The organism is Hymenobacter nivis, from assembly GCF_006439025.1.
Classification (GTDB): Bacteria; Bacteroidota; Bacteroidia; order Cytophagales; family Hymenobacteraceae; genus Hymenobacter; species Hymenobacter nivis_A.
On sequence record NZ_RCYZ01000002.1, the window covers coordinates 97618 to 111840 of the forward strand.

Genomic DNA, 14223 nt, shown 5'->3' on the forward strand with positions numbered 1-14223 from the left:
CAGTTAAAGCCAAACAGCTAAAAGCTTAACACATACCTAATGGCTTTCGCAAAAAATAAGAAGTTAGTCCAAGACTTCTCCAAGGTTACTATTTCGCTCGCGTCGCCGGAAGTGATTCTGGAGCGCTCGACGGGGGAAGTGGTGAAGCCTGAAACCATCAACTACCGCACTTACAAGCCCGAGATGGGTGGTCTATTTTGCGAGCGCATTTTCGGCCCTGTGAAGGACTGGGAATGTCACTGCGGCAAATACAAGCGCATTCGTTACAAAGGCATTATCTGTGACCGGTGCGGCGTAGAAGTGACCGAAAAGAAAGTCCGCCGTGAGCGGATGGGCCACATTGAATTAGTGGTGCCCGTTGCGCACATTTGGTACTTCAAATCGCTGCCTAACAAAATCGGCTACTTGCTGGGTTTGCCCACTAAGAAGCTTGACCAGATTATCTACTACGAACGCTATGTAGTGGTGCAGCCCGGTGCAATGGCTGAAGAAGGCGTGCAGCAACTCGACTTCATGACGGAGGATGAGTATCTGGACGTAATCGATAAGCTGCCCCGCGAAAACCAGATGCTGCCGAACGAAGACCCCAACAAATTCATCGCCAAGATGGGGGCCGACGCTTTGCAGATGCTGTTGGAGCGCATCAATCTTGATGAGCTTAGCTACTCGCTCCGTGACTCGGCTGCGCATGAAACCTCGCAGCAGCGTAAGGCCGAGGCTTTGAAGCGCCTACGCGTGGTAGAGGCGTTCCGCGATGCAGCTACCCGCGTAGAAAACAAGCCCGAGTGGATGGTGATCCGCATGGTGCCGGTGATTCCGCCTGAGCTACGCCCATTGGTGCCGCTCGATGGTGGTCGCTTCGCTACTTCGGACTTGAACGACCTGTATCGTCGCGTTATCATCCGTAACAACCGCCTCAAGCGCCTAATTGAGATTAAGGCCCCGGAGGTGATTCTGCGGAACGAGAAGCGTATGCTGCAGGAAGCTGTCGATTCGCTCTTCGACAACTCGCGTAAGGTGAATGCTGTGCGCGCCGAAGGCAACCGGGCTTTGAAGTCGCTTTCCGATATGCTGAAAGGCAAGCAGGGTCGCTTCCGTCAGAACCTGCTTGGTAAGCGTGTGGACTATTCAGGCCGTTCGGTTATCGTAGTGGGCCCCGAGCTCAAATTGCATGAGTGCGGCTTGCCCAAAAACATGGCTGCTGAGCTATTCAAGCCGTTCATCATCCGCAAGCTTATTGAGCGCGGTATTGTGAAAACGGTGAAATCGGCCAAGAAAATTGTGGACCGCAAAGACGCCGTTGTCTGGGATATCTTGGAGAACGTGCTAAAGGGCCACCCCGTGTTGCTTAACAGGGCCCCTACGTTGCACCGCTTGGGTATCCAGGCGTTCCAGCCGCGCCTAATTGAGGGCAAGGCTATCCAACTGCACCCGCTGGTTTGTACTGCCTTCAACGCTGACTTTGACGGTGACCAGATGGCTGTGCACGTGCCCCTGGGCCCGGCCGCCATTTTGGAAGCCTCTATGCTGATGCTGGCTTCGCACAACATCCTGAACCCAGCCAACGGGGCCCCCATCGCGGTGCCTTCGCAGGACATGGTGCTCGGACTGTACTATGTGACTAAAGGCAAACGCAGCACCGAAAACGAGAAGATCGAAGGCGAAGGCCGTGTGTTCTACTCAGATGAGGAAGTGGTGATTGCCTTGAATGAGAACAAGCTATCGAAGCACGCCTACATCAAGGTGCGTACGATCATCCGCGACGAGAACGACGACTTGGTGACGAAAGTGATCGAGACGGTGGCTGGCCGCGTGCTATTCAACCAAATGGTGCCTGCTGAGGTGGGCTTTGTGGATGAGTTGCTGACCAAGAAAAAACTCCAGCAAATTATTTCGTTGGTGTTTAAGCGCACGGGCATGGCCCGTACAGCGCAGTTCCTAGACGATATCAAAACGCTTGGCTTCCAGTCGGCCTACAAAGGCGGCTTGAGCATGGGTCTTGGTGATATCAATATTCCCAAGGAGAAGGACGAGTTGATTGCGCAAGCCCAAGCTGACGTAGCCGCGGTGACGCAGAACTACCAGATGGGTCTGATTACCAATAACGAGCGTTACAACCAAGTTATTGATATCTGGACGCGCATCAACAACCAGATCACGGAGACCCTAATGGGCCGCCTGGAGAAGGAAGACCAGGGCTTCAACTCCATCTACATGATGATGCACTCGGGGGCCCGTGGCTCGCGTGAGCAGATTCGCCAGCTTGGTGGGATGCGTGGCCTGATGGCCAAGCCCCAGAAATCACTGCAAGGCTCGGTGGGCGAGATTATCGAAAACCCGATTTTGTCTAACTTCAAAGAAGGTCTGGACGTAATCGAGTACTTTATCTCGACGCACGGTGCCCGTAAAGGTCTTGCCGATACGGCCATGAAAACGGCTGATGCCGGCTACCTAACCCGTCGTTTGCATGACGTGGCGCAGGACGTTATCGTGACTCAGAGCGACTGCGGTACCCTTCGGGGCATCGAAACCTTCGCTTTGAAGGACAACGAGGACATCGTGGAGCCGTTGGCTGAGCGTATCCTCGGCCGGGTAGCGGTTCACGATATCGTAGATCCGCTGACTGACGAAATGATCTTGGTTGCCGGTGGTGAAATTACTGAAGAAATTACCCGTCGCGTTGATCAAACGACCATTGAGTCGGTAGAGATTCGTTCAGTACTGACCTGCGAATCGAAACGGGGCATCTGCGGTAAGTGCTACGGCCGTAACCTGTCGTCGGGCCGTATGGTCCAGCGCGGCGAGGCAGTAGGCGTTATCGCAGCCCAATCGATTGGTGAGCCGGGTACCCAGCTCACGCTGCGCACCTTCCATGTGGGCGGTACTGCTTCCAACATTGCCGTAGAGGCCGGCATCAAGGCAAAATTCGCCGGGGTGGTTGAGTTTGAAGACATCCGCACTGTAGCCAGCACTAATACCGACGGCGAAGCCGTGGGCGTAGTAATGGGCCGCTCGGGTGAAATCCGAGTTGTAGAGGCTGGCACCGGCAAAGTGTTGCTTTCGAACCACGTGCCCTACGGCTCTTTCCTACTCGTGCAGGAAGGCCAGCAGGTAGAAAAAGGCCATGAGTTGTGCACCTGGGACCCATACAACGCCGTTATTCTGGCCGAGTACGATGGTACCGTGCAGTACGATGCCATCACGGAAGGTATCACCTACCGTGAGGAGTCGGATGAACAGACCGGTCACCGTGAGAAGGTAGTTATTGAAAGCAAAGACAAGGCTCAAAACCCGTCCATCATTGTGAAGGGTGGTAAAAAGGCTGACCCTGATGCTCAGCGTTCTTATAGCCTGCCCGTGGGCTCGCACATCAACATCGAGAACAACGCGAAGATTAAGGCCGGTGACATCTTGGCCAAGATCCCGCGTATGGTGGGCAAAACCCGGGATATTACCGGTGGTCTGCCGCGTGTGGTGGAATTGTTCGAAGCCCGTAACCCGTCGAACCCAGCCGTTGTATCGGAAATTGACGGCGTAGTGACCTACGGTTCGGTAAAGCGTGGTAACCGTGAAATCTTCGTTGAGTCGAAAGACGGCGTGAAGAAGAAATACATGGTGCCGCTGTCGAAGCACATTCTCGTGCAAGACAACGACTTTATCCGTGCTGGCATGCCGTTGTCGGATGGTGCTATCACACCTTCCGATATCCTGAGTATTCAGGGCCCCGGGGCCGTGCAGGAGTACCTCGTGAACGAGATTCAGGAAGTATACCGCTTGCAGGGTGTAAAGATCAACGATAAACACATCGAGGTGGTAGTCCGCCAGATGATGCAGAAAGTGGTGATCTTGGATGCTGGCGATACCTCTTTCCTCGAGAACCAGGTAATCAACAAGATCCTGTTCATGGAGGAAAACGACACCATCATTGATATGAAGGTGGTGACGGAAGCCGGCGATTCGGCCTCCATGAAGCCCGGCCAGATTGTGACCGCTCGCCGCCTCCGCGACGAGAACAGTAGCCTGAAGCGCCGTGACCTGCAGCTGGTGCAAGTGCGCGAGGCGCAACCCTCGGTATCACGTCCCACACTGCAAGGCATCACGCAAGCATCCCTGGGTACACAGTCGTTCATCTCGGCCGCTTCGTTCCAGGAAACGACTAAAGTGCTGTCGGAAGCTGCCATTCGTGGCAAAGCCGACGAACTGTTGGGTTTGAAGGAAAACGTGATTGTTGGCCACCTAATCCCGGCCGGTACTGGCTTGCTGGAGTATACCCGTCAGATCGTGCAAACGAAAGACGAAGTGGAAGCCCAACAGGCAGCTAAGGCTGCCGAGGAGGCAACGCCTGCTAAGCGCCCCTCGCGCGCTGGCAAGCGGGAAACTGTAGCCGAATAATTTGGCTATGCATTGAGTAAAGTAAAAGCCGACCGGTGTGAGCCGGTCGGCTTTTACTTTGCCCAGTAACTGGCAAGCCTTCTTGAGTACAACGCCAAAAAAACGATCCTATGCAGCCCGAACAAACGCCAGATCCTAACGCCATCAATATCGAGCTATCGGAGGAAATGGCTGAAGGAGAGTACGCCAATTTAGCCTTGATAGCCCACAGCAACAGCGAATTTGTAATTGATTTTATCCGGATGATGCCAGGAATGCAGAAGGCTAAAGTCAAATCGCGCATCGTGGTAACACCTGAACATGCCAAGCGTTTGCTCGCGGCATTGGCTGAAAATGTGGAGCGCTATGAGCAATCATTCGGCCATATTAAGGTGCACAGCGATGCGCCTAATTACCCGATAAGTTTCGGCGGCGCAGTGGGTGAGGCATAGGGCCCCAGCGGCTACTTAAAATTAACCAACTCACGTAGTTTGCTATTGTAAGGAAATAAACTTACCTTTGCAAGCCAAAAATTGGGGGCAAACGGCTCCTACTAATCATTCGCTAAATGCCAACTATCAACCAATTAGTACGAAAAGGCCGTGAGGCTTTGACCACAAAGTCAAAGTCGCCTGCGCTAGACTCGTGCCCGCAGCGTCGGGGCGTGTGCACCCGTGTGTACACCACCACGCCTAAGAAGCCGAACTCGGCTATGCGCAAAGTGGCCCGTGTGCGCCTTACCAACGGTAAGGAAGTAAACGCATACATTCCCGGTGAAGGCCACAACCTCCAAGAGCACAGCATTGTGCTGATTCGTGGGGGCCGGGTAAAAGACTTGCCGGGTGTGCGTTACCACATCATCCGCGGTGCCCTTGACACCGCTGGTGTGAGTGGCCGGACGCAGCGCCGCTCGAAATATGGTGCCAAACGTCCTAAACCCGGTCAGCCTGCCGCAGCCGCTGGTAAAGGCGGAAAAGCCGCACCTGGCAAGAAAAAATAGTGATTGAGTAGTTGGTGGTTGGTAGTCAGCATTCGGGCCCCTGGGCTCAGATAGGCACTGGCTTCAATTGCTGACTACCGACTACCCAATACCAAAAACTACAATGAGAAAGTCGAAACCGAAGAAGCGCATTCTGCTTCCCGATCCTAAGTACAAAGAGACGCTGGTGACGCGTTTCGTGAACTACATGATGTACGATGGGAAGAAAAACCTGGCGTACACCATTTTCTACGATGCTTGCGACCTAGTGGAGCAGCGCACCAAGGAAAGCGGCCTCGAAATGTGGCGCAAAGCACTGAATAACGTAATGCCAACCGTGGAGGTGAAGAGCCGCCGCGTAGGTGGTGCTACCTTCCAAGTGCCGATTGAAGTGCGCGCTGACCGCCGCATTTCGGTAGGCGCCAAGTGGATGATTCAGTACGCTCGCCGCCGCGGTGAGAAAACGATGAAAGACAAATTGGCCGGCGAAATTATCGCTGCCGCCAAAGGTGAAGGCGCTGCCGTCAAGAAAAAAGACGATACGCACCGCATGGCAGAAGCCAACAAAGCTTTCTCGCACTTCCGATTCTAAATTGGTTGTCCGGCATTTGGGGCCCCAGGGGACTTGGATTTTTTTGACGCAATCTGACGTTGAACAACCAAGCCCTTGGGGCCCCTCATTCCTAAGACCCTAAACATAATCATGGCCGTTAACAAAGAACTCCAATACCTCCGCAACATCGGGATTATGGCGCACATCGACGCCGGTAAGACCACGACTTCGGAGCGTATTCTGTATTATACCGGGAAAACCCACAAAATCGGGGAAGTGCACGACGGCGCTGCCACGATGGACTGGATGGAGCAGGAGCAGGAGCGGGGTATCACGATTACTTCGGCTGCCACCACGACGTTCTGGAACTACCCGACTGATATCAAAGGCGACCCGATTGCCGATACGCATCAGTACAAAATCAACCTGATCGATACCCCCGGCCACGTGGACTTCACGGTGGAAGTGGAGCGCTCGTTGCGCGTGCTTGATGGAGCAGTAGCTCTGTTTTGTGCTGTGTCGGGCGTAGAGCCGCAGTCGGAAACTGTGTGGCGTCAAGCTGACAAATACCAAGTGCCCCGCATTTGCTTTGTTAACAAGATGGACCGTGCCGGTGCTGACTTTTTCAAAGCAGTTGCCGAAATCAAGGACAAACTTGGGGCTAACCCCGTGCCGCTCCAGATCCCTATTGGTGCAGAAGATACTTTCAAAGGTGTTGTAGACTTGCTGACCGGCAAAGCCATCGTGTGGGATGATGCTACCGAGGGTAAGTCGTATAGCGAAATTCCCGTGCCTGAGGATTTGGTAGATACTGTAGCCGAATGGCGCCAGAAGCTTGTGGAAAGCGTTGCTGAATACGACGACGAGCTGATGGAAAAGTTCTTCGATGATCCGGACTCCATTACCCGTGAAGAGATGATGGTTGTTATCCGCAAAGCGGTTATCGACATGAAATTCTCGCCCGTAATGTGCGGCTCAGCTTTCAAAAACAAAGGCGTACAGACTATGCTGGATGCCGTCATGGCTTACCTGCCGTCGCCGTTGGATATGCCCGCTATCATGGGTACTGACCCTGAGACTGGCGTAGAAATTGAGCGTCACCCTGATAACTCGGAGCCGTTCACTGCTTTGGCGTTTAAAATCGCTACTGATCCGTTCGTAGGTCGTTTGTGCTTCTTCCGTTGCTATAGCGGGGTGTTGGATGCTGGCTCTTACGTGTTGAATAACCGCACCGGCAAGAAAGAGCGTATCTCGCGCCTCATGCAGATGCACTCCAACAAGCAGAACCCGATTGATAAAATTCAAGCGGGTGACATTGCGGCTGGTGTTGGTTTTAAAGATATTAAAACCGGTGATACGCTGAGCGAAGAAAAGCACCCTATCGTGCTTGAGTCGATGAGCTTCCCCGAGCCGGTAATTGGTTACGCCATCGAGCCGAAGACGCAAGCTGATGTTGATAAAATGGGTATGGCTATCGCCAAACTCATTGAAGAAGACCCCACGCTGAAGGTAAACACCGACCCTGAAACGGGTCAGACGGTGTTGCGCGGTATGGGCGAACTTCACTTGGAAATTATCATTGACCGGATGCGTCGGGAATTTAAAGTGGAAATCAACCAGGGGGCCCCGCAGGTGGCTTATAAGGAGATTCTCACCAAGAAGGTCGACCATCGCGAAACGTACAAGAAGCAGACCGGTGGCCGTGGTAAATTCGGCGACATCGTGTTTGAACTCGGTCCGAAAGAAACTGATCCTGAGAAGCCAGGCTTCGAGTTTGACAATGCCATTGTTGGTGGCGTCATCCCGCGCGAATTCATTGCCCCGATCCAGAAGGGCTTTGAGGAGGCGATGAAGCAGGGCCCCTTGGCTGGCTTCCCAATTGAAGGCATGAAAGTGCGTCTCTACCACGGTTCTTTCCACGATGTTGACTCGGATGCACTGTCATTCGAATTGGCTGCTCGCGGCGGTTTCCGGGAGGCCGCTCGCCAAGCCGGTCCAAAATTGCTCGAGCCCATTATGAGCGTAGAAGTGGTTTGCCCCGACGAATACACCGGCCCGGTCACGGGTGACTTGAACCGTCGTCGTGGCCTTATGAAAGGTATGGATACCAAAGGTGGTGCCCAGCTAATCAAGGCCGATGTGCCATTGTCGGAGTTGTTCGGCTACGTAACAGCTTTGCGCACTATCTCGTCGGGTCGCGCTTCAGCTTCGCTTACGTTCTCGCACTACGAGCAAGTACCCAGCAACATGGCAGATGCCATTATTGCTAAAGTAAAAGGTTCCAAATAATACCCCATAATACCGGTCACTAACTTGGTCAATCGGACCAAAATCTCAATGAACCAGAAAATTCGCATCAAACTCAAGTCTTACGATCACAACCTCGTAGACAAATCGGCTGAGAAAATCGTGAAAGCCGTAAAGGCTACCGGCGCCATCGTTAGCGGTCCAATTCCTTTGCCAACTCAAAAGGAAAAATTCACCGTGTTGCGCTCACCCCACGTAAACAAGAAGAGCCGGGAGCAATTTCAACTTTGCACTTACAAGCGCTTGGTGGATATCTTCTCGACTTCGTCGAAAACCGTAGATGCTCTGATGAAACTGGAACTGCCTAGCGGCGTTGATGTGGAAATCAAAGTCTGAGGACCGGACTTGCTGTATTAAAAAAGCCCCGTTGCGATCAATCGCAACGGGGCTTTTTATTAGAATTTATTATAAGTATCTTATAAACAAAATGGATTTGCCAAAAGCTAACTGCCTCATTTGGAAATTATTTGTACGCCATATTGGGAAAATTCGGACTTTAATTCTATCTTTGCACTCCCTTAGCGAAAACGGCACTCGGTCGTTTTCTTTTTGTGTTCATAAATCTCCATAGAATGCCTGGCATCATCGGTAAGAAAATCGGTATGACAAGCCTCTTCACTCCGGACGGGAAAAATATTCCCTGCACGCTCATCGAGGCGGGTCCGTGCGTAGTGACGCAGGTTAAGACTATCGCCAACGACGGCTACACTGCCGTTCAGATTGGATACGGCGAAAAAAAGGCGAAGAATACGACTAAAGCCTTGGCTGGTCACTTCGCTAAAGCTGGTACAACTCCCAAGAAAAAGCTTGTTGAATTCCGCCTCGATGCGGAATCGACCTACGCTGCTGGTGCTACTATCGACGCCTCGCTTTTCGCAGAGGGCGAATTTGTCGATGTCGTTGGTACCTCGAAAGGCAAAGGCTTTCAAGGTGTAGTGAAACGCTATAACTTTCAGGGTGTTGGTGGTCAGACCCACGGCCAGCACAATCGCTTACGTCACCCTGGTTCTATTGGGGCCTGCTCGTGGCCTTCCCGTGTATTCAAAGGAATGCGGATGGGTGGCCGCATGGGCAGCGACCGCGTCAAGATTCAAAATCTGAAGGTGATGCGCGTAGTAGCCGATAAGAATCTGATTCTGGTAAGCGGTTCGATACCCGGTGCCAAGAATTCTTACGTGGTCCTGGAGAAATAACCCGACGTAGCAATGGAACTCGCAGTATATAGCATCAAAGGCGAAGACACGGGCCGTAAGGTTACGTTGTCGGACGACATCTTCGGACTCGAGGTTAACGAGCACGTGATGTACCTGGACGTAAAGCAGTACCTCGCTAATCAGCGCCAGGGTACCCACAAGTCTAAGCAGCGCAACGAGGTGCACGGCACCACGAAAAAACTCAAAAAGCAAAAAGGTACGGGCGGTGCCCGTGCTGGTAGTATGAAGTCAGGCGTTTTCGTAGGTGGTGGCCGTATGTTTGGTCCTCAGCCCCGCGATTACAACTTTAAACTTAACAAGAAAACCAAGCGCGTAGCCCGTCTCTCGGCGCTGTCAAGCTTGGCCAAAGATGGCAAGATCTCCCTTGTGGAGAACATTGCTATGGATGCCCCCCGTACTAAGGATTTTGTTGCCATAATGGCCGGCCTTAAGCTGAACAATGGTAAGAAAACGATGCTTGTCACCGCTGATGTAAACAAGAATGTTATCCTCAGTGCCCGTAACTTGCAGAAAGTGAAAGTGTCGACGCCTATTGGCCTTAACACTCACGATCTGCTCAACACGGATACGCTGTTGATTTCGGAAGACGGCATGGCTTCGTTGGTTCAACTCTATAGCACCGCTGAATAATGAGCACGCTGAAACGTCCCATCGTTACCGAAAAGGCCACGGGCCTTAACGAGAAAGGTCGCTACACTTTTGAAGTGGAGCGTACTGCCAATAAAGTGCAGATCAAGAAGGACATCGAAGCGTTGTACGGCGTGACGGTGACCGATATCAACACGATGCGCACCATTGGTAAAATGAAATCGAAGGCTACTCGCAGTGGCCAAGCCACTGGCCGCCGCGCACATGGCAAAAAAGCCATTGTAACCGTTAAAGAAGGCGATATTATCGACTTCTACGGTAACCTGTAGCAATATCCGCCGCAAAAGCACAACTAGCTAGTAATGGCACTTAAAAAACTCAGACCAACAACCCCAGGGCAGCGCTTCCGCGTTGCGCCGGCGTTTGACGAGCTAACGACGTCAACCCCGGAGAAGTCTTTGATGACTTCCCTCAAAAAATCGGGTGGCCGGAACTCTTCCGGTAAAATGTCAAACCGCTATATTGGTGGTGGACATAAGACCCAATACCGTATCGTTGATTTTAAGCGTGATAAGGCCGGTGTGCCTGCAACGGTTAAGACAATTGAGTACGACCCTAATCGTACCGCTCGCATCGCATTGCTTGGCTATGCCGATGGTGAGAAGCGTTATATCATTGCACCGGCCGGTCTCACGGTTGGTACGCAAGTGGTTTCGGGTCCCGGGGTAGCTCCAGAAGTTGGCAATACGTTGCCGCTACGCGAGATTCCTCTTGGTACCATTGTTCACAACATTGAGTTACAGCCTGGTCAAGGTGCAGCTATGGCTCGCTCGGCTGGTACTTACGCACAGATTGTGGCCCGCGAAGAGCGCTACGCCACATTGAAATTGCCTTCGGGTGAAATGCGTATGGTACTTGTTACCTGCATGGCCACCGTGGGTACCGTCTCAAACGGCGACCACATGAACGTGCGCATGGGCAAAGCTGGCCGGAATCGTTGGGCTGGTCGTCGTCCCCGTGTTCGTGGTGTGGCTATGAACCCTGTTGATCACCCAATGGGTGGCGGTGAAGGCAAATCGTCGGGTGGTCACCCGCGTAGCCGCAATGGTCTGTTGTCGAAAGGCTACAAAACCCGCGACAAGAACAAGTATTCGGAGAACCTGATTGTGAGCCGCAAAGGCAAGAAGTAATATATGGCACGTTCACTCAAAAAAGGGCCGTACATTGACTTCCGGCTGGAAAAGAAAGTCACGGCACTCGAAACGGCTGGTAAAAAATCAGTGGTAAAGACTTGGTCGCGCCGCTCGATGATTTCGCCAGATTTCGTGGGCCACACCTTCGCTGTTCACAACGGCAATAAGTTCATCCCGGTGTATGTGACCGAGAACATGGTAGGGCACAAACTGGGCGAATTTGCCCCGACGCGCAACTTCCGTGGTCACGTCGCCAAAAAAGATAAAGGCAAGCGCTAAGATGGAAGCAGTAGCAAAACTCCGCAATGTGCCTACCTCGCCGCGCAAAATGCGCTTGGTAGCCAACTTGGTGCGCGGCCAAAAAGTGACGCGCGCCTTAGGCCTGCTCCGCTTTGAAGCTAATAGCGGTGCCGAGAAAATAGAGAAACTGCTCCTTTCGGCCTTAGCCAACTGGCAGCAGCACAACGAAGATCAGCGTATTGAAGAGGCAAATCTCTACATCAGCGAAATTTTTGTTGATGAAGGTCGGCAATTAAAGCGTCTGCGCCCAGCCCCCCAAGGCCGTGGCCACCGCATCCGCAAGCGTAGCAACCACGTGACGCTGAAAATCGACACGATGATTGAAAAGGCTGGTAGCAAAGCTGCGCAAGCGCAGGTTGCCAATTCCACCACCACCGAAAATCAGGCCGAGGCCAACTCATAAATCGTATGGGACAGAAAGTAAATCCGGTTGGTTTCCGTTTGGGAGTCATCAAAGGCTGGGACTCGAACTGGTATGGCGGCAAAGACTTCGCCGAGAAACTGGTGGAGGATGAAAAAATCCGTAAGTACATCAATGCCCGTATTCAGAAAGGTGGCATCAGCCGCATTGTGATTGAGCGCACCCTGAAGCGAATCACCATTACCATCAACACGGCTCGTCCAGGTGTAGTGATTGGTAAAGGAGGTCAGGAAGTTGATAAGATTAAAGATGAACTGAAGCAAATCACCAACAAGGATGTTCAGATCAACATCTTTGAAATCAAGCGTCCCGAACTGGATGCTAAATTGGTGGGTGAAAGCATCGCTCAGCAATTAGCTGCTCGTATCTCGTTCCGTCGTGCTATGAAGATGTCTATCCAAGCTGCTATGCGGGTTGGTGCTGAGGGCATCAAAATTCAGTGCGGAGGTCGTTTGGGCGGTGCTGAAATTGCCCGCTCAGAGCAGTACAAGGAGGGACGTACTCCGTTGCATACCTTGCGCGCTGATATTGACTATGCCTTGTCTGAAGCTCAGACGGTATATGGCAAAATCGGCATTAAAGTGTGGGTAATGCGTGGTGAAGTTTTTGGTAAGCCCGACTTGTCGCCCAACCAGCAGCAAACAAATCCAGGCGGTGATGCAGGTGGACGTCGTGATGATCGTGGTCCTCGCGGTGAGCGCGGAGACCGTGGCGGTGATCGTGGTCCACGCCGTGACCGTGGCGGTAACCCCGCTGGTGGTGCTCCTGCTGGTGGTGCTGGCCGTGGCGACAGCAATGGTCCTCGTCGTAACGGTCCCGCTCAAGGTGGTGGAGCCGCTCGTGGCCCTCGTCGCTAGTTTCGCAGAATAAGAGACCATTTCGAAATGTTAGCTCTTTTGGCTTAACATTTCGAAATGGACTTTTTGCGGATATAATCCGCATATCCCTATTAATCTTTTTTTACTTAATTTCTCATGTTACAACCGAAAAGGACCAAGTATCGCAAGATGCAAAAGGGTCGCGTGACTGGCCTAGCCTACCGCGGCAGCTCCATAGACTTCGGTTCGTTCGCTATTAAGTCGCTGGAAACGTCTTGGATTACGGCTCGTCAAATTGAAGCAGCTCGTATTGCCATGACCCGCGCCATGAAACGCGAAGGGCAAGTATGGATCCGAATTTTCCCAGATAAGCCTATCACCAAGAAGCCTGCTGAAGTGCGAATGGGCAAGGGCAAAGGTTCGCCCGAGTATTGGGTAGCCTGCGTGAAACCAGGTCAGATTATGTTTGAATCGGATGGTGTGACGCTGGAGGTAGCGAAGGAGTCGCTCCGCTTGGCTTCTCAAAAATTGCCGGTTCGGACGACATTCGTGGTACGCCGCGATTACGTTGAAGCCGCTGCATAGTATGAAAAACAAGACCGACCTCAAAGGCCTTTCCGCAGATGCGCTGAAAGAGCAAATTAAAACCGAGCGTGCTCAGGGCCAACAATTGCGTTTCGCCCACGCCATATCGCCGCTCGAAAACCCTTCCCGTTTGAAGGCTAGCCGCAAAAGTGTTGCCCGTTTGCTTACTGAGCAAGCTCGCCGCAATAACGAGCAGGCCACTAACCCCGCTCAATAATGGAACCAACTCAAGAAAAATTGTTGCCTGTCCACGATCCTGCTTCTGATCGCAATGCGCGCAAGGAAATCGTTGGTAAAGTGACTAGCAGTAAGATGGAAAAGTCCATCACGGTAGCTGTAGTCGAAAAGCAGAAACATCCCAAATACGGGAAGTTTGTGACAAAGACTACGAAGTTTCACGCTCATGACGAAAAGAATGAGTGTGGCGAAGGCGATACGGTGCGCATCATGAGTACCCGTCCGCTGAGCAAGATTAAGCGGTGGCGCTTGGTCGAAATCATTGAACGCGCTAAATAATCCAGACCGATGATCCAGCAAGAATCCCGCCTGACGGTGGCCGACAATAGCGGTGCCAAGGAAGTGCTCTGCATCCGCGTTCTGGGTGGCACGGGCAAGAAATACGCCAGTGTTGGCGATAAGATTGTGGTAGCCATTAAGTCGGCTATTCCTTCCGGTAACGCTAAAAAAGGCACCGTAAGCAAAGCCGTAGTTGTGCGGACCAAAAAAGAGGTACGCCGCAAAGATGGTAGCTACATTCGTTTCGACGATAATGCTGCCGTATTGCTCAACAACAACGACGAACCGCGCGGCACGCGCATCTTTGGGCCCGTAGCCCGTGAATTGCGTGAGCGCCAGTTTATGAAAATTGTATCTCTGGCCCCCGAAGTACTGTAA

At 52.5% G+C, this 14223-nt stretch carries 17 protein-coding genes; all 17 read left to right on the forward strand.

From position 1 onward, the window contains the following. Positions 1–39: 39 nt before the first annotated feature. A complete protein-coding gene (rpoC, locus tag EAH73_RS04835; protein ID WP_140465382.1) occupies positions 40–4392 on the forward strand; it encodes a DNA-directed RNA polymerase subunit beta' in 4353 nt (1450 codons plus the stop codon). A 110-nt stretch (positions 4393–4502) separates the two neighbouring features. After that, on the forward strand, positions 4503–4823 hold the full coding sequence (locus tag EAH73_RS04840) for a DUF3467 domain-containing protein (protein ID WP_140465383.1): 321 nt from the start codon (positions 4503–4505) through the stop codon (positions 4821–4823). Positions 4824–4939: 116 nt separating this feature from the next. After that, the gene (gene rpsL, locus EAH73_RS04845; protein WP_068236417.1) at positions 4940–5371 is read left to right on the forward strand and encodes a 30S ribosomal protein S12; all 432 of its coding nucleotides are present in this window, start codon (positions 4940–4942) and stop codon (positions 5369–5371) included. Positions 5372–5474: 103 nt separating this feature from the next. After that, positions 5475–5942, forward strand: a complete 468-nt coding sequence (rpsG, locus tag EAH73_RS04850) for a 30S ribosomal protein S7 (protein WP_035567919.1) — start codon at positions 5475–5477, stop codon at positions 5940–5942. A 111-nt stretch (positions 5943–6053) separates the two neighbouring features. Further along, positions 6054–8192, forward strand: coding sequence for an elongation factor G (fusA, locus tag EAH73_RS04855; protein WP_140465384.1), 2139 nt, complete (start codon positions 6054–6056; stop codon positions 8190–8192). Between the two features lie 48 nt (positions 8193–8240). Beyond that, positions 8241–8546 carry a 30S ribosomal protein S10 gene (gene rpsJ / locus EAH73_RS04860; protein WP_035567915.1) on the forward strand — a complete coding sequence of 102 codons (306 nt, stop codon included), beginning with the start codon at positions 8241–8243 and terminating at the stop codon, positions 8544–8546. A gap of 236 nt (positions 8547–8782) precedes the next feature. Further along, positions 8783–9403: a 50S ribosomal protein L3 gene (rplC, locus tag EAH73_RS04865; RefSeq protein WP_140465385.1), complete on the forward strand. Its 621-nt coding sequence runs from the start codon at positions 8783–8785 to the stop codon at positions 9401–9403. A 12-nt stretch (positions 9404–9415) separates the two neighbouring features. Further along, positions 9416–10054, forward strand: coding sequence for a 50S ribosomal protein L4 (gene rplD / locus EAH73_RS04870; protein WP_140465386.1), 639 nt, complete (start codon positions 9416–9418; stop codon positions 10052–10054). Further along, positions 10054–10341: a 50S ribosomal protein L23 gene (gene rplW / locus EAH73_RS04875; RefSeq protein ID WP_068236408.1), complete on the forward strand. Its 288-nt coding sequence runs from the start codon at positions 10054–10056 to the stop codon at positions 10339–10341. Before rplD ends, rplW begins: the two co-directional genes overlap by 1 nt. A 33-nt stretch (positions 10342–10374) precedes the next feature. Beyond that, positions 10375–11202 carry a 50S ribosomal protein L2 gene (gene rplB / locus EAH73_RS04880; protein WP_070744235.1) on the forward strand — a complete coding sequence of 276 codons (828 nt, stop codon included), beginning with the start codon at positions 10375–10377 and terminating at the stop codon, positions 11200–11202. 3 nt (positions 11203–11205) lie between these two features. Further along, positions 11206–11484, forward strand: a complete 279-nt coding sequence (gene rpsS / locus EAH73_RS04885; RefSeq protein WP_068191730.1) for a 30S ribosomal protein S19 — start codon at positions 11206–11208, stop codon at positions 11482–11484. A gap of 1 nt (position 11485) precedes the next feature. Further along, the gene (gene rplV, locus EAH73_RS04890; RefSeq protein WP_140465387.1) at positions 11486–11908 is read left to right on the forward strand and encodes a 50S ribosomal protein L22; all 423 of its coding nucleotides are present in this window, start codon (positions 11486–11488) and stop codon (positions 11906–11908) included. Between the two features lie 5 nt (positions 11909–11913). After that, positions 11914–12783 carry a 30S ribosomal protein S3 gene (gene rpsC / locus EAH73_RS04895; RefSeq protein WP_140465388.1) on the forward strand — a complete coding sequence of 290 codons (870 nt, stop codon included), beginning with the start codon at positions 11914–11916 and terminating at the stop codon, positions 12781–12783. A gap of 117 nt (positions 12784–12900) precedes the next feature. Next, positions 12901–13329 carry a 50S ribosomal protein L16 gene (rplP, locus tag EAH73_RS04900; RefSeq protein WP_068236399.1) on the forward strand — a complete coding sequence of 143 codons (429 nt, stop codon included), beginning with the start codon at positions 12901–12903 and terminating at the stop codon, positions 13327–13329. Position 13330: 1 nt separating this feature from the next. Continuing rightward, positions 13331–13546, forward strand: a complete 216-nt coding sequence (rpmC, locus tag EAH73_RS04905) for a 50S ribosomal protein L29 (RefSeq protein ID WP_140465389.1) — start codon at positions 13331–13333, stop codon at positions 13544–13546. Then, a complete protein-coding gene (rpsQ, locus tag EAH73_RS04910) occupies positions 13546–13845 on the forward strand; it encodes a 30S ribosomal protein S17 (RefSeq protein ID WP_140465390.1) in 300 nt (99 codons plus the stop codon). Before rpmC ends, rpsQ begins: the two co-directional genes overlap by 1 nt. Positions 13846–13854: 9 nt before the next feature. Then, on the forward strand, positions 13855–14223 hold the full coding sequence (rplN, locus tag EAH73_RS04915) for a 50S ribosomal protein L14 (RefSeq protein WP_046246583.1): 369 nt from the start codon (positions 13855–13857) through the stop codon (positions 14221–14223).

Excerpts from the sequence above, each read along its gene's own strand:
- rpoC (WP_140465382.1), top strand. The coding sequence starts at position 40 with ATGGCTTTCGCAAAAAATAAGAAGTTAGTCCAAGACTTCTCCAAGGTT.
- EAH73_RS04840 (WP_140465383.1), top strand. The coding sequence starts at position 4,503 with ATGCAGCCCGAACAAACGCCAGATCCTAACGCCATCAATATCGAGCTA.
- rpsL (WP_068236417.1), top strand. The coding sequence starts at position 4,940 with ATGCCAACTATCAACCAATTAGTACGAAAAGGCCGTGAGGCTTTGACC.
- rpsG (WP_035567919.1), top strand. The coding sequence starts at position 5,475 with ATGAGAAAGTCGAAACCGAAGAAGCGCATTCTGCTTCCCGATCCTAAG.
- fusA (WP_140465384.1), top strand. The coding sequence starts at position 6,054 with ATGGCCGTTAACAAAGAACTCCAATACCTCCGCAACATCGGGATTATG.
- rpsJ (WP_035567915.1), top strand. The coding sequence starts at position 8,241 with ATGAACCAGAAAATTCGCATCAAACTCAAGTCTTACGATCACAACCTC.
- rplC (WP_140465385.1), top strand. The coding sequence starts at position 8,783 with ATGCCTGGCATCATCGGTAAGAAAATCGGTATGACAAGCCTCTTCACT.
- rplD (WP_140465386.1), top strand. The coding sequence starts at position 9,416 with ATGGAACTCGCAGTATATAGCATCAAAGGCGAAGACACGGGCCGTAAG.
- rplW (WP_068236408.1), top strand. The coding sequence starts at position 10,054 with ATGAGCACGCTGAAACGTCCCATCGTTACCGAAAAGGCCACGGGCCTT.
- rplB (WP_070744235.1), top strand. The coding sequence starts at position 10,375 with ATGGCACTTAAAAAACTCAGACCAACAACCCCAGGGCAGCGCTTCCGC.
- rpsS (WP_068191730.1), top strand. The coding sequence starts at position 11,206 with ATGGCACGTTCACTCAAAAAAGGGCCGTACATTGACTTCCGGCTGGAA.
- rplV (WP_140465387.1), top strand. The coding sequence starts at position 11,486 with ATGGAAGCAGTAGCAAAACTCCGCAATGTGCCTACCTCGCCGCGCAAA.
- rpsC (WP_140465388.1), top strand. The coding sequence starts at position 11,914 with ATGGGACAGAAAGTAAATCCGGTTGGTTTCCGTTTGGGAGTCATCAAA.
- rplP (WP_068236399.1), top strand. The coding sequence starts at position 12,901 with ATGTTACAACCGAAAAGGACCAAGTATCGCAAGATGCAAAAGGGTCGC.
- rpmC (WP_140465389.1), top strand. The coding sequence starts at position 13,331 with ATGAAAAACAAGACCGACCTCAAAGGCCTTTCCGCAGATGCGCTGAAA.
- rpsQ (WP_140465390.1), top strand. The coding sequence starts at position 13,546 with ATGGAACCAACTCAAGAAAAATTGTTGCCTGTCCACGATCCTGCTTCT.
- rplN (WP_046246583.1), top strand. The coding sequence starts at position 13,855 with ATGATCCAGCAAGAATCCCGCCTGACGGTGGCCGACAATAGCGGTGCC.